At 32.7% G+C, this 15,771-nt stretch carries 13 protein-coding genes; 10 read left to right on the plus strand and 3 right to left on the minus strand.

The annotated features are described in order from the left end of the window. Positions 1-236: 236 nt before the first annotated feature. The 9 genes from BUB89_RS10240 to BUB89_RS10280 all read left to right on the plus strand — a co-directional run bounded on the left by BUB89_RS10240 (position 237) and on the right by BUB89_RS10280 (position 8,379). On the plus strand, positions 237-797 hold the full coding sequence (locus BUB89_RS10240; protein WP_073244683.1) for a sugar O-acetyltransferase: 561 nt from the start codon (positions 237-239) through the stop codon (positions 795-797). A 17-nt stretch (positions 798-814) separates the two neighbouring features. Beyond that, positions 815-1,204, plus strand: coding sequence for an SMU1112c/YaeR family gloxylase I-like metalloprotein (gloA2, locus tag BUB89_RS10245; protein WP_073244685.1), 390 nt, complete (start codon positions 815-817; stop codon positions 1,202-1,204). Positions 1,205-1,403: 199 nt separating this feature from the next. Then, a complete protein-coding gene (locus BUB89_RS10250) occupies positions 1,404-2,678 on the plus strand; it encodes a chloride channel protein (RefSeq protein ID WP_073244687.1) in 1,275 nt (424 codons plus the stop codon). 10 nt (positions 2,679-2,688) lie between these two features. Next, positions 2,689-3,291 (plus strand): HPP family protein, encoded by a 603-nt coding sequence (locus BUB89_RS10255; protein WP_073244690.1) that lies wholly within the window; start codon positions 2,689-2,691, stop codon positions 3,289-3,291. 101 nt (positions 3,292-3,392) lie between these two features. Beyond that, positions 3,393-3,932 carry an IS1096 element passenger TnpR family protein gene (locus BUB89_RS10260; RefSeq protein ID WP_073244692.1) on the plus strand — a complete coding sequence of 180 codons (540 nt, stop codon included), beginning with the start codon at positions 3,393-3,395 and terminating at the stop codon, positions 3,930-3,932. A gap of 140 nt (positions 3,933-4,072) precedes the next feature. Continuing rightward, on the plus strand, positions 4,073-4,432 hold the full coding sequence (locus BUB89_RS10265) for a four helix bundle protein (RefSeq protein WP_073244694.1): 360 nt from the start codon (positions 4,073-4,075) through the stop codon (positions 4,430-4,432). Positions 4,433-4,471: 39 nt separating this feature from the next. Further along, on the plus strand, positions 4,472-5,530 hold the full coding sequence (locus tag BUB89_RS10270; protein WP_073244696.1) for a nucleoid-associated protein: 1,059 nt from the start codon (positions 4,472-4,474) through the stop codon (positions 5,528-5,530). Between the two features lie 178 nt (positions 5,531-5,708). Continuing rightward, complete coding sequence (locus BUB89_RS10275) at positions 5,709-5,951, plus strand: hypothetical protein (RefSeq protein ID WP_083552683.1); 243 nt, start codon at positions 5,709-5,711, stop codon at positions 5,949-5,951. A gap of 67 nt (positions 5,952-6,018) precedes the next feature. Beyond that, a complete protein-coding gene (locus BUB89_RS10280) occupies positions 6,019-8,379 on the plus strand; it encodes a GAF domain-containing protein (protein WP_073244698.1) in 2,361 nt (786 codons plus the stop codon). Here the strand turns inward: BUB89_RS10280 and BUB89_RS10285 are convergent. After that, on the minus strand, positions 8,376-9,557 hold the full coding sequence (locus tag BUB89_RS10285) for a Pycsar system effector family protein (RefSeq protein WP_073244700.1): 1,182 nt from the start codon (positions 9,555-9,557) through the stop codon (positions 8,376-8,378). The genes BUB89_RS10280 and BUB89_RS10285 overlap by 4 nt on opposite strands. Positions 9,558-9,582: 25 nt before the next feature. On the opposite strand from BUB89_RS10285, the gene BUB89_RS10290 reads away from it, so the two are divergent. After that, on the plus strand, positions 9,583-13,311 hold the full coding sequence (locus BUB89_RS10290) for a metallophosphoesterase (protein WP_073244702.1): 3,729 nt from the start codon (positions 9,583-9,585) through the stop codon (positions 13,309-13,311). Positions 13,312-13,518: 207 nt separating this feature from the next. Here BUB89_RS10290 and BUB89_RS10295 read toward each other — a convergent pair whose 3' ends face one another. Then, a complete protein-coding gene (locus tag BUB89_RS10295; RefSeq protein ID WP_073244943.1) occupies positions 13,519-14,379 on the minus strand; it encodes a hypothetical protein in 861 nt (286 codons plus the stop codon). Between the two features lie 18 nt (positions 14,380-14,397). After that, complete coding sequence (locus BUB89_RS10300; protein WP_073244704.1) at positions 14,398-15,462, minus strand: hypothetical protein; 1,065 nt, start codon at positions 15,460-15,462, stop codon at positions 14,398-14,400. Between the last annotated feature and the right edge of the window lie 309 nt (positions 15,463-15,771).

Genomic DNA, 15,771 nt, shown 5'->3' on the forward strand with positions numbered 1-15,771 from the left:
TCCTCTCTACTTCTTCACCCAAATAATCATAACAAAAAGATCGCTGTTTTGCATTTTTAATCTATATTTACAAGTAGCAAAAACCGAAGAAAAAAAAGCAGCTTTACTCTCCCCTTTTCAGCTGAACTTATCACCAAAAAACAACAAATAAAAATTCCTTTTTCCAACTTAAAAAAGGCTCAAAAAAGATTCAAATAAACAGACTTAAAAATCACTAAAAAAACACCTCGAAAAACATGAAAACGGAGAAAGAAAAAATGATTGACGGAGACTATTATTTAGCAGGCGATACTACCCTAGTAAAAGACCGAAGAAGAGCTAAAAATTTATTACATCGATTGAACGTAACCGAATACCGATTGACTAAAAAAGCGAAAGAAATTTTAAAAGAACTGATCCCAAATGCCGGTCCCAATTTATATATCGAACCACCTTTTCATTGCGATTATGGATACAATATTATTTGTGGAGAGAACGTCTATTTTAATGTCAATTGTGTGGTGCTGGATTGCAGTACAGTCACCATTGGTTCCAATGTTTTTTTCGCGCCTGCTGTTCAGCTTTACACCGCCACTCACCCGCTCGATGCCGAACTTAGAAAAACACTTGAAAATGCATTACCTATAACCATAGGAGACGATTGCTGGATAGGTGGCAATTCGGTAATTTGTCCCGGAGTGACTATTGGAAAAGGATGCGTCATCGGAGCCGGTTCAGTTGTAACTAAAAACATTCCTGACAATTCACTTGCTGTTGGCAATCCCGCTAAAGTAATTCGAAAATTAAATCAAGATTAATCTAGCCATTTCAAAAAATGATTCAACTAAAACACATTCACCATATCGCCATCATTTGTTCGGACTACGAAAAATCGAAACGGTTTTACACTGAAATACTCGGACTGGAAATTGTTCGTGAAGTATATCGCAAAGAACGAAAATCCTACAAACTGGATTTAGCTTTATCAGGAAATTATTGCATCGAATTATTCTCTTTCCCTAATCCTCCCGAAAGACCTTCCAGACCAGAAGCGCAAGGATTACGTCATTTGGCTTTTGCCGTTGAAAACCTAGACCAAACTGTTTCTTTTTTAAATTCGAAAAACATTGACGCAGAACCCATTCGCGTAGATGAATTTACCGGTAAACGATTTACATTCATTGCTGATCCTGATAATTTACCTATTGAATTCTACGAACTTTAATTTCTTAATTTAATTCATTTCTAAACCTGAAAAAACTCCAATTAACAAACTCTCTCATTGTAAAATCTTATCATTGATACAAATCAAAGAAAAGATATCAGATGTTTTTCTATAGTTAAAAAAAACTTGTTTTTTGTTGCGAAAACGCAGGTTTTTGTTTTTTTTACATAATTTTGCCGTTCAATAAAGATTTCAAGTAATGAAAACTACCGCACAAATTAAAAAAAACTACCAACTTATTAAACTCCAAAAACTAGTAATCGTCTCTCTTTTAATTGGTTTTCTTTCAGCACTTTTAGGAATAAGTTTAAAAAAAATGACCGAATATTATGAAGAGATATTCTTTCATCAGGCAACTGTAAATCCGTTCTTTTATATTTTATTCCCTGTTTTTGGCTTATCAGTAATTTACTTTTTGCGTCAATACCTTTTTAAGAAAAAAGAAAACAAAGGAATAAAAGAGATTTTTGAAAGCACTAATTCTAAAACAAAAAATCTCCCTTCGTACAAAATTCCTTCTCATACGATAAACGGACTATTAACTGTAATTTTTGGTGGTTCTACCGGAATAGAAGTTTCTACTGTAGTTGCCACAGCCACCATAGGATCTGTAGCACAACAAAAAGAAAATATCTTTCGCCAATACAAAACAGAACTTATTTGTGCCGGAATTGCAGCAGGAATTACCGCTTTATTCAGCAGTCCTATCGCCGGAATTTTATTTGCTCTGGAAGTAATTTCCAGAAAAGTCACACGTGCCTTTGTCATCTCGAATCTGATTGCGGTTTCGATAGCTTTTGGTTTACTAACGCTTTTAAAGGAAGCTCCTTTATTTTCGGTTACTATCACCACCTGGCATTTAAGAGCTATTCCTTATTTTATTCTACTGGGAATCCTTGCCGGAATCAATTCGGTTTATTTAACCAAATGTGTGTTGTTTTTCAAATCCCAATTTGCAAAAATTTCGACTCATTATTACAAAATAATTATTGGCTCAATAATTTTAAGTATTTCGCTATTTATATTCCCTCAATTGTATGGTGAAGGATATCATGCCATAAAAGGAATTATGAATGCTAATAATGAAATCCCTCTGACTTTTACATTAGGTTTTACTTTTTTAAGTATTTTACTTTTAAAACCAATTGTAACGTCGATTACACTGGTATCCGGTGGTGACGGTGGTGTATTTGCCCCTAGTTTGTTTATTGGTGCTTTTTTAGGATTATTATTTGCCTTGCTATTGAATACTTTTTTCGACAGCCAAATTATCCCGGTCAATTTTATGGTTATTGGTATGGCAGCCGTTTTGAGCGCCAGTATCCACGCTCCGTTTACCGCTATCTTTTTAGTTTGCGGACTGACCAATAATTATACGTTGTTTTTTCCAATCTTAGCTGCTTGCTTAATCTCTAAATATACCGCCAAAATGATTTACCCAAACACGGTGTATACTTTTGTTCCAAGTATTTAAATTATAACTCATGCCTACTCGCAAAATTAAACGCGGATACCGCAAAACCCGATACATTTTATACAAAGAGACACTGATCGATTATAAAGAGCAATTTTGGTCTTTTTTAGGCTCTTTTATTGGTATAGGGCTTATTTCGTATTTTCAAAACCAAAGTTTCTCTCATCAGGACGTTATTTACCTTATTGGTTCTTTTGGAGCATCCAGCGTTTTGGTTTATGGAATCATCGAAAGTCCGTTTTCACAACCCCGAAATCTTATTGGAGGTCACTTAATTTCGGCTTTCATTGGTGTATCGGTGAATTATTTATTCCCGGATGCCATTTATATTGCTGCTCCTCTTGCCGTTTCTCTATCCATTGTATTCATGCAAATAACTAAAACGTTGCATCCACCCGGAGGTGCAACTGCCTTAATTGCAATTATTGGAACTGATAAAATTAAAGAATTGGGTTATTGGTACGTAGTATCTCCTGTATTAACCGGGGTTTTAATCCTGTTTTTTACTGCTTTGATTTTTAATAATATGACCTCCAGCCGTAAGTATCCTGCTCACAGCACTTACCACAAACGATACCAGAAAATCATTCAGCGCCTTAAACGAAATAACTAATTCATTATCAAAACTATCGTGGTTTGTTTATAAAAATTCACAAATCGCATTGGGATTAAAAAGGATTAAATGTACCTTTGAATTTTATAAAAACAACGATTATGGTTTATAAATTTAGAGTAATCTTAGACGCAGAAGAAGATATTTTCAGAGATATCGCTATACTAGATGATGATACTTTAGAAGATTTACACAATGCTATCTTCAATTCCTTTGGGTTTGACGGTATGGAAGTCGCTTCTTTTTACACCTGTGATGAAACCTGGAATCAGGAAGATGAAATTTCGCTTTTTGATACCGGCGATGTTCCCGGCGAACAAAAAATCATGAGTGATTATAAACTTTCGGATATTCTGGATGAAGAAAACACTAAAATCATTTATGTGTATGATTTTATTAATATGTGGACTTTTTTAGTAGAACTTGCCGCAATTGAAGAACAAACAGCAGGAGCTATTTATCCTGAAACATTATTTTCGCACGGAGAAATGCCTGACGAAGCTTTAGAAAAAAACTTCGAAGCAGAAAATGCAGATGATTTTTATGACGAATTTGAAGACGGTCTTGACGAAGATGACATGGATATGTTTGAAGGAGACGACAGTTATGAAGATTACGGCTTTGAAGAAAATTGGAATTAGTTTTTTTTGAGTCACTAAGTTGCTGAGAAACTAAGTATCTAAGTTTTTAGTATTGTAAATTATTGAAATATAAGTTTTTAATTAGACAAAAACAATAACTTAGGAGTTCAGAAACTTACAACTTAGAAACTTCAATAAAAATGAGCAACTTTAGAAAACTATTAGTTTGGCAAAAAGCCATGTTGTTAACAACAAAAATTTACACTGACACAAAAAAATTTCCAAAAGAAGAAGTTTTTGGTTTAACCTCTCAATTAAGAAGAAGTACTATTTCAATTCCCAGCAATATTGCTGAAGGACTTGGAAGGGATAGCAACAATGAACTCATTAGATTTCTTAACATTGCTGTAGGTTCTTTATTTGAATTACAAACTCAATTAGAGATTGCAAAAAATATCAGCTATTTAAGCGAAGAAAAATTTAACAACTTATATGAGGATAGCCGAGAAGTAGAAAGAATGTTAATTGCATTTCTGAAAAAAATAAAGGGAAGCAACTAAAATCTTAGAAACTTAGTCTCTTAGAAACTCTAAAAAAATATGATCAACCTATTCAACACGCACATCGAGACGCTTTCTATTCACAGAGTAGGAAATAAAAGCCGAAATGAAGCCATCTTTTTATCTGAGCAACCTTACAGCTTACAAGATGAAATTGTTCCGCTTATAAAAGAATTTTTCTTTAAGCCTTTTAGAGAAAAAGAAGAAAATTATTTTCAATTTGCTCATGAAGTTGATTTGGATTATAATGACATGTATAAATATGCGACTGAAATTTTTGACAATCCCGGCAATTTGCATGAGATTTCTAAAAATATTACAAAGCACTTATTCGAACAATCCAATCATCCGCACATCAAAAACGGAGAAGTTTATGTTACTTATTTAACCAATATCAATATCGATAATAATGTTGTTGATGCTATTGGGATTTTTAAAAGTGAGTTGCAAAGTGATTTTTTACAATTTGAAGAAAAAGGGTCTAACCTGGAAATGATTCTGCAACAAGGAATCAACCTGAATAAATTAGACAAAGGCTGCCTTATTTTTAATCATAAAAAAGAAGAAGGATACAAAATCTTAACCGTAGACAGCAATCGCTATGATGCGCGTTACTGGTTAGAGCATTTCTTATCTGTTGATGCTTTTGAAGATGAAAATTTTATCACTAAAAAGTATTTGAAATTTTGCCAAGGCTTTGCAAAAGACGTTGTTTTTCCTGCCGAAGACAAAAAAGAAGAAGTAATGTTTATGAACCGTTCGGTGAATTATTTTGCTAAAAACGATCAGTTTGAAGAGCAGAATTTTTTAAACGAGGTTTTAGACAATCCTGATTTGATTCCTGAATTTAAAAACTACAAAGTAGACAAAGGCGAAAAATACAGTATTGAAGACGTAACTTCGTTCCCAATTGCAAATGCTGCTGTTAGCGATGCCAGAAAATCAATCAAAAACGTTATCAATCTCGATACTAATATCCAAATAAAAATGGATTTTATCAATCCTGAAAGTGCAGAGAAATTTGTAGAAAAAGGATGGGACGAAGAAAAACAAATGTATTATTACTTAGTTTATTTTAATAAAGAACAAAAATCTTAGTCTTTTACAGCATATTAATAATCTCCAATTATTCAAATAGTTGGGGATTTTTTTATTTAAAAACAAAAGATAAAATCTTATAAAAACAAAAATTTAACGCACTTCATCGATTTTTTAAGTAGTTTTATCTAGAATTAGATATTTTTATAATCCAAAATAAAATTAAGCTAACCTACTTATGTCTTTAATGGAAATGAAATTTAGTATCAGTAAAAAAGTTTTGTGCGCTGTCTTTGGGCATAAAATTATTACTTCAAAAAAAATCACCAGTCATTTAAAGGAATACCAATGCACCATTTGCAAAATGGAATTAACAAATGACGAAAAAGGCGGTATCACCTTCCTGACACCTGAGTTAAAAGAAATAAACGATGCTTTAGAGACTTTCTGTCAAAAAAAGCTATCTCTGAAGCAACACTAAATAATGGGTTTCTAAAAGCTTTTCAAATAAGTTAATTCACTATTTTTGTATACTAAATAAAACAAAAATGAATCATCTTTTATTTAAAGAGAGTCCTTTTAAAACCATCATTTCTTTTCATAAACTCATTGAGTCCTTAGGAGAAATTGCGCTGTCAGACGTTGACTACCGCTCGAATTATGCTAAATCACTGCTAAAAGAAATTGATGCTGTTCCCGAATTTAAAACAGGAATTGAAGATTTTTCGATTATTGAGAAAAATAAAAAAATTATTAGAAACTTACTCGCTGATTTATTCCCCACAGCCCTTACTAATAATGAAATCAAAGCAGTTACTATTCCGTTTCAAAATATTACTTTCAATCGTACCAAAAGATTTAAGAAAATTGTAAAAAATGCCGGCGATCTCGATTTGACCATCCGTGATTTTAACGATGATCAGTTTTATGTGTTGAGCTGTATTTTGATTTTAAATGAATATTACCATCAAAAGTTTGATTACAACAAACCCTTATTTTATGATATTCCGGATGCAAATGGCATTATAAACCATTATCGCATTCTATACAACGCCGATTTTATAGAAATCTACCCTACGGAAGAAGCGCTTCCGCTAACTCCGGAAGAAATTGACGAACTGATGGATAATTTTGACAATGTGGCTTTATGGAAAGAAAAATTTCCTGTAGAGAGCTGGATTTTAAAAGGATTTGGGATCATTAGTTTATTTGATGCAACTAAAGAAAGTGCTATTTCTAATCTAAAAACTAATCTTTTAAAAAGAGAGAAAGAACCGGAAGACGACATCACTTCTGAAAATATTTTTAAATCTTTTTTTAAAATTCCGGATTTAAGAATAGGAATCAGTATTTACAACGAAGAAGAAAACAAATTCACTAAACTACCTTTTGAAAAAGCGAATATTGGAAGTTTCATTCTTCAAAATAAAGATGAAATGGAATGTTGTACGACATTTTTAGGACGTTCTTTAAACAAACTTCTGGATGAAAAAGAAACCATTGCTATTTCAAATGTGGCGGCTTTTGGCACTATTCCCGGCAACGAAGGATTTGCAAAACTATTATTAGAGCAAAACATTCAAAGCTGTATTTTTACTCCGGTGGTTAAAGACAATAAATTATTGGGAATTATTGAACTTGTTTCGGCTACACCCCGACAATTAAACAGTATTAATGCTAATAATTTAAATTTAATCCTGCCTAGTATTGTAAACACTTTGGAACGCTACAACACTGATTTACAAAATCAAATTGAAGCCATTATTCAAAGAGAATACACTGCAATTCACTCCAGCGTGTATTGGAAATTTAAAGCAGAAGCCCAAAAATATTTATACATAGGAACTCCTAACAAAGAACACATTTTTAAAGAAATTGTTTTTAAAGAAGTGTATCCTTTATATGGTCAAATCGATATTAAAGGCTCCTCTGAACACCGGAATAATACCGTAAAAGAGGATTTAAAAAATCAATTATTGAGTATTATTTCAATTTTAGAAAATTCAAAATCTATTAATAAACTGCCTTTATTAGAACAACGAAAGTTTGAATTACGCTCTTATACTGAAGAATTAGACAAAGAATTAAAAGCAGATACGGAACAGCAAATTCAAAATTATATTGAAAAAGAAATTCATCCGATATTAACCAATTCGAATATTAATGAAAGCGACAAAGCACTCATAAAAGCCTACTTTGAAGATTTGGATCCCAAAACAAAACTTTTTTACCATGCCCGAAAAAAGTTTGATGACGCTATGGGAATGATCAATAAGAAAATGGCGGTGGTTTTAGATTACGAACAAATGGAAGCCCAAAGCATTTTTCCGCATTACTACGAACGTTTTAAAACCGATGGCGTAGAACACAATTTATATATAGGTGCTTCAATTGCTCCTAATCAGACTTTTGATGTATTGTATTTAAATAACTTAAGGTTGTGGCAATTGCAAACCTTGTGCAAAATGGAATTAGAACACCATCGCTTGAAAAAAACATTGCCTTATGAGTTAGATGTGAGTTCGTTAATTCTGGTTTTCAGTTCTCCCATTTCAATTAGATTCCGAATGGATGAAAAACGTTTTGATGTAGACGGAACATACAATGCACGTTACGAAGTAGTCAAAAAACGTATTGACAAAGCACATATTAAGGGAACCAAAGAAAGAATCACTCAAAAAGAAAAAATTACTATTGTTTATTCGCATCAGTCTGAAGAAACGGAATATTTAAAATACATTAAATTTCTACAATTCAAAAACCTATTGGAACCTGCCATTGAACAATTTGAGGTTGAAGAACTGCAAGGTGTTTATGGACTGAAAGCTATTCGAATAAAAGTCTTAAATACTGATGATAATTTAGAAACACAATATTCTTACAAAGAATTACTGGAAACCTTACACTAGATTCGGGTGGTATTAAATGCCAGAAAGAAAGCAATAAATGAGATGATGATTCCTACCATAAAAATATTGTAAGTAATACGTAATAATTTGTATTTTTTTTCCAAGACAATTCCTAAAAAGTACAAATCCTTAATCATCGAATTGTATAAATACTGATTGTCTTTCATCATTTCATTCATGGCCCATTCGTATTCGTCCAAAGGCATTTTGTAAAAATTACCAAAGAATAACAAATTGACTTTTCGGTCTTCGATATCTTTTCTGGTAAATGTACCGCTGGTAACCTTTGGGCGGGTAGAAAGTATCGCAAAAATAATAGAGACCACACTAAAAGTGAGCATAACAAAAGTAGGAATCACTAAATGCGCATTACTGGGACTATCTAATTTAGGAACAATAGTTGACAATGCTATTGAAATAATAATTGCATTTACGGATAGCAAAATATTAGCCTTACTGTCTGCGATACCACTTAAACGCGTATGATTGTTTAATGTAATTCGAAACAACGTATCGATACCGCGATCCGTTTTGGCAATTTTGTTTTTCTTTTCTTTTTTTGGAGTAATTTCTTCGTTGTCTTTTTCCATTTTTCCTATACTAGCACGAATCAAATTTACGTTTTTTTCTTTCAATGCATTCCAATTTGCTTTTGCATAATCAGTATAATACTGATGGCATTGCGTAAGCATGTTTAAATTTTCTTTAGCCCATTCTAAATCTGTAACCTTTTTATCTCTTACAAACTTCCATTCTGTTCTTAAAAGTTCGCATCGATCACAATAGTTTTTTGTCGTAAAATGATAAAAATCGGCATCTTTAATTATTTTCTCAAGTGTATTTTGAGGCTCATGATTGTACAATGTTGCCTTAATTAAAGCATTTACCTGAGCGATATATTCAGGTGATTTTTGTTTGTTTTTTAAAAATTCAGCCGCAACAGTAACACTGTTATCCTCATGATTTTCAAAACCATAAATATAACCTGTATCATGAAACCAGGCAGCCACAGTAAGGATTTCAATTTCCTCATCAGTGCATTTTTCCTTTTCAGAAAGTATCTTCACAGCTTTAACCACATCAGAAGTATGGTTAAAATTATGGTAAATAAATGAATCAGAAAGTTTATCTTTGAGTAAATTAGAAACAAAATCTTGTACTTCTTCTATAAAGCTCATGAGTAAATTTTTATACTACTAAATTATGAAATTGTTTTTGGATATGCAGTTCTTCAAAATTAAAATATTTTTTTGTGCCATCACTACTTCTTTACTCATTACTGCCTGTGCCACTCATCATACGCAATGGGGAAGTAATTCTAAAGAAAATCCACTTATAAACGACAAAGAGGTATCACAAATTGCCCACCGCTTTTTTTTAATTGGTGACGCCGGAAATGCCGATCAGGAAAAGTCTCAAAAAATTCTAAGTTCCCTGCAACAACAGTTACAACAATCGGATAAAAATGCTACATTATTATTCCTGGGAGACAATATTTATCCCAAAGGTATTCCTGATGAAAAAGACACTAAAAATCATGCTATTGCCTTAGAGAAAATAAAAGCACAATTAGCTATTGCAAAAGATTTTAAAGGAAAAACCATCTTTATCCCCGGAAATCACGACTGGTATTCCGGCATTAAAGGACTCAAACGTCAGGAAGAAATAGTCAATGCGTATCTGGGCGAAAAAAAAGCCTTTCTTCCGTCAGACGGTTGCCCTATTGATGATAAAAAAATAAACGATCAGCTGTGTTTAATTACAATTGACAGCCAGTGGTTTCTGGAAAACTGGAACAAAATACCCACCATAAATGATGATTGTACCATAAAAACCCGCGAAGGCTTTTTTGAAGAATTAGAAAGTATTTTAAATAAAAATCAGGACAAAACAATACTATTAGCCATTCATCATCCATTAATGAGCAACGGGACTCATGGAGGACAATTTTCACTTGAAAAACAATTATTCCCTTTAGAACAAAAAATTCCTTTGCCAGTAGTGGGTTCGTTTATTAATTTTTTAAGGAAAACATCCGGCATTAGTCCGCAGGATCTTCAAAATAAGCAATATCAGATTTTAGCAAAAAGAATCAAAACTCTTTTGCAAAACCAGAATAACGTCATTGTAGTTTCAGGACACGACCACAATTTACAGTACATCGAAAATGAAAATATCAAACAAATCATCAGTGGTGCCGGATCTAAATCAGAAGCTGCCCGGGCTATTTATCCTAATGATTTTTCGTATGGAAAAAATGGTTATGCTACTTTAACCGTTTATACAAATGGGAAATCAGTAGTTTCGTATTACGGAATTGAAGACAATCAAACGAAAATAGTATTCGAAAAAACAGTTATAGCACCTGAAAAGAAATTAAACAACAACTATACTGACACATTTTCCTCTCACATAAAAGCGTCTATTTACACTCCTGAAATGACTTCCAAAAGCGCTTTTCACAATTTTCTTTTTGGCAAACATTACCGAAAATATTACAGTCAGCTAATTGATGTTCCTGTAGTTTCTTTAGATACACTGCATGGTGGTTTAAGCCCCGTGAGAGCCGGAGGAGGACATCAGTCAAAATCATTGCGTCTGGAAGATGCTAACGGAAAAGAATATGTAATGCGGGCTTTAAAGAAAAGTGTGAGCCGCTTTTTGCAAAGTGTTGCATTTAAAGATCAGTATGTTGAAGATGCGTTTAAAAATACTTATGCTGAGAATTTCCTTTATGACTTTTATACCACATCTCACCCTTATACGACACTGGCAGTTGACAATTTAGCTGGTAAAATAGGTGTATTTCACAGTAATCCGAAACTTTTTTATATTCCAAAACAAAAAGCATTGGGTGAATTCAATACTGATTATGGAAACGAATTGTATTATGTAGAAGAAAGACCTTCTGATAGTCAAAAAGAGCTACAAAGTTTTGGTAATTCAAATGCAATTATTGGTACCGATGACCTGCTTGTGAACTTACAAAAGGATGAAAAATACGCTGTTGATGAAAACGAATACATCAAAGCCCGATTATTCGACATGCTTATTGGCGACTGGGACAGGCATTATGATCAATGGCGATGGGCTGAATACAACATAGGCGATAAAGTAATTTACAAACCCATTCCCCGTGACCGTGATCAGGCATTTACGAAATATGACGGAACATTACTATCCCTTTTAATGAATATTCCGGCGCTTCGTCATATGCAAAGTTTTAAAAATGACATTAAAAATGTTAAATGGTTCAACAGAGAACCTTATCCTTTGGACTTAGCTTTATTAAAGAAATCCGGAGAAAAAGAATGGATGACCCAAGCCCAATTTATTCAGGAAAACTTATCTGACGAAAGCATTGATGCGGCTTTTACTAATTTACCCGAAGAAATTCAGGATGAAACTATAACTTCGATTAAAGAAAAATTAAAGCACCGAAAAACACAATTAATGACTTATGCTGGTCAATACAATCAGGTTTTGCAAAAAACGGTACTTATTACAGGCACCAACAAAAAAGACGAATTCATCATTCATTCTCCTTCTAAAAATGAAGTCGAAATAACGGTAAACCGAATTAAAAAAGAAGGAAGAGAATTTGTTTACAAAAAAACATTTAACCACAATACCACAAAAAACATCTGGATTTATGGTCTGGACGACGATGATATTTTTGATTTTCAGGGAGCTCAAAAATCGGCTATAAAACTAAAAATGATTGGAGGTCAAAATCACGATAGTTATACCGTTTCTAAGGGGAAAAATATCCAAATTATTGATTTCAAATCGAAAAATAACACTTTTAAAACTGATTCCGGAACCAGAACTTTATTAACAGATGATTACAAAACCAATTTTTACGATTATCAAAAACCTAAATACAATGCTTTTTCCGGTTTACCTTCGATAGGTTTTAATCCTGATGACGGCGTGAAAGTGGGTATTATTGCTAATTATACGGTAAATCATTTCAAGCAAAATCCGTATACTTTCAAACATGGTTTAAGTGCTAATTATTATTTTGCCACTAACGGTTTTGAATTAGGATATCATTTAGATATTCCAAAACTAATAGGCGAATGGAATTTTGGTTTTGACAGCCAGTTTACCAGTCCTAATTTTGCCATTAATTATTTTGGCTATGGAAATGCTACTGCTAATACAGATGAATTAAACGGAATGGATTATAACAGGGTTCATATTCGAATGTTGAAATTTGCACCAAAAATCGAGAAAAAAGGACGCCATGGAAGTCATATTAATTTTCAGTTAGCGTATGAAAATTTTGATGTAGAAATAACAGAAAACCGGTTTATTGCAATACCGAATATTATAAACTCTGAAATTTTTAATCCGCAACAGTTTGCAGGAGCCACAGTAGAATATGGTTATGAAAACTATGATAATGCTTCGCTTCCTTCGATGGGAATGGGATTTATGGTAGCTGCTAACTGGACGATGAATCTGGATAACAGCAAACAAAATTTCCCAAAATTAGAATCAAAAATTAATTTCAACCATAAAATCGACCATCAGGGCAACATTGTATTTGCTACATTACTGAAAGGAAAAGCCATTTTGAACAATAATTTTGAATTTTATCAGGCGGCGGCATTAGGAGGCGACTATGATTTAAGGGGTTTTAGAAACCAACGTTTTATAGGGAATCAGTCTTTCTTTCAAAGTAGTGATCTTCGTTTTACTATTGGAAAAATAAAAAACAGTATTATCCCAATGTCTTATGGCTTTTTTGGCGGATATGATTACGGAAGAGTCTGGCTCGATGGAGAAAATTCTAAAAAATGGCATCAATCCGCAGGTGGTGGTTTATGGCTCAACGGCATTAACACCATAACGGCAAGATTAAGCTATTTTAAAAGTGCTGATGAAGAAGCCAGAATTGCTTTTGGACTGGGGTTTGGATTTTAAATGGCTATCCGTTTTTATACCATTCACTGAGCAAACACAAGATTTTTTTTGCCACGAATTACACTAATTAGCACAAATAGTACTGATTTTAAATGAATTACACCAATTCTTTATTTGCCTTTGGCAGGTTCGTCGAATATGATGACATCCCCATTTGTGTGAAATTCGCGGCTATTTTTTTATTAGTTCGCTTAGTGGATTGTACTATTAATTTAAATGGAATTCATAGACCTTCCCTCCTATTTTTTTAGTCTTTTCATCGGCTAATAAAAGCGTTTTGGAATCTTTGAAACAAATAGCTTCTTTTTGGGAAAAATGCCCCAAAGGGATTGCATTTACTTTTCCTTCAAAAAAATTATCCGATTGAAAATTTTCAAAAACCCATATTTGGCTATGACTTAATAAAACTACTTTAGTTCCGTCCGGACTAATAGCAGCACTGGTTATGGCGGCATTTTGATAATCGCCATCTGCTTTAAATTCTCCTAATAATTGAGCTTGATAATTTCCTGCTTTATTAGGCACTTTGTACAAAAAAGTAGTTCCGTCAAAACCCTTGCTTCTGTTTTTTGTAAACAAATAAAAGTTGTTTTGGTATTCGAAAAAAGATTCTACATCATAAAAAAGCGCTGTCTTTTTAGGCGGAAAATCTGTTTGTTCCGGATAAGCAAAACTGGTTTTATAAGATGGCATTACCGATGAATTGTTTAAAGAATCTTTAGCAATTTTATAAATAGCTAAATCCTTTCTTTCATTAGCATTATTCCCAAAATCTCCAATGTATAAATTCTCTTCGCTGTCCTTAGTAATGTCTTCCCAGTCAACATTATCAGTTTGAGAAATTGTTATTGTTTTTTCAAGTTTTCCCTGGTTGTCTAATGCATAAATTTCATTGGCATTTCCGCTGTCTTCTAATGTCCAGATCAATTGAGAACTCTGTGTATAAATTATTCCTGAAATTTCTTTGAGCTGTTTTGGCAAAGTATAAAGTTCCTCAATAGCTGAAGAATCTCTTTGACAAAAAGCAATTAGGGACGATAATAAAACGAGAGGCAGAATTTTTTTCATTGGATACATATTATAATATTAAAAACCGGGTTTAAACAAATCAGGATGTTTAAAGTTTCTGGTAACAAATTTAAAAGCGGCACTTAGAACATATCCCATAGAAGTTGCATTTTTAAAGTTCAAATCATTAGTATAACGATACAATTCGGTTTTTAATTGTTGGATATGTGCTTCGGGAGCTATCGTATCATTAGCCATGATGCGAAGAATTTTTTGAATACGGGTTTCTGCCGAAATAATTCTCTTAGCTAAGGCAGCACGTTCTTCATTTTTATATTGTTCTATCGAACTGTCCTGCAATTTTTCTTTGATTAATTTTATCATTGGAAAATTTTCCTTGAAAAACTGGGGTCGGTAAATTTTAAAATTACCTTCATAACATTGCTGATCAAAGTCAATTGCACGGATTTTATAAACCACCTGATCAAAATCATGAATGGGTACAATAACATAATTATAAGCACGCATATCACCCAAAAGCCGGATCATACAACGTTCATTGAATTTTACAAATTCTTTGGCAATTTGAGATTTTTCTGTTTCAGAACAATTTTCGAGCAAGGTTTCCATAAAAACATCACCCGGAATTCCTATAATATGCTCTTCAATTAAAGTATCCTGATAAACCAGAAAATTGATTTTATCCGGAGATAAAATATGCTCTAATTCTAAGCCGTAAATTCTGGAAGCATCGGCTTTTTTAATATAAAAATGAACGTAATTATCATTGAGTACATTACGCACTTTAATCCTAAAGGGTTTTGAATTCCCAAAAGTGCAGTAATCAATAGCATCTACATTGAGAAACTTAATAATATCCGAGTTTCCATCAGAATGCAGTAAAGAATAGATTTTTTTTAAATTCAAATCGATTTCATTTCTTTCAAATTCATTATAAAAAACCCTTGCCCATAAAGTGTCCTGATCAAAATTATCATACACATTTACAGAACCTGAAAATCGCAGCAAATCATCATAAGAAACCGCCACTTTAGAAACCCTGTCAAATCGTTCTAAATAATCAAACAGAAAATGGTTTATAGGATAGCTGGGCTTTTTAAACAATGGAGAAATATCGCTCATTCAATATTATATTTCTACAAATTTACATTAATTATTTCAAAGCTGCTTTAGAAAGAAAGCTTACTTTATTTCAAAAAAAAGGCTTAACAACTGGTTATCAATAACTAAAAAAAATAAGATTTATCATACAGATAAAGATAACAAAGAAAAAGATGTTGTTCATCGATTTTATTTGCCGGTTGACGGATTGTTAACTATTTTTATTTTTCGAATGCTTTTTTGATTAGAAAATTGATACTAAAAACACCCCCTTTTTATTTCATACAACCAAAACATATTCTAAAATGTAAGCTCAATTTGTGCCTTATT

The sequence above is a fragment of the Flavobacterium flevense genome (assembly GCF_900142775.1).
Classification (GTDB): domain Bacteria; phylum Bacteroidota; class Bacteroidia; order Flavobacteriales; family Flavobacteriaceae; genus Flavobacterium; species Flavobacterium flevense.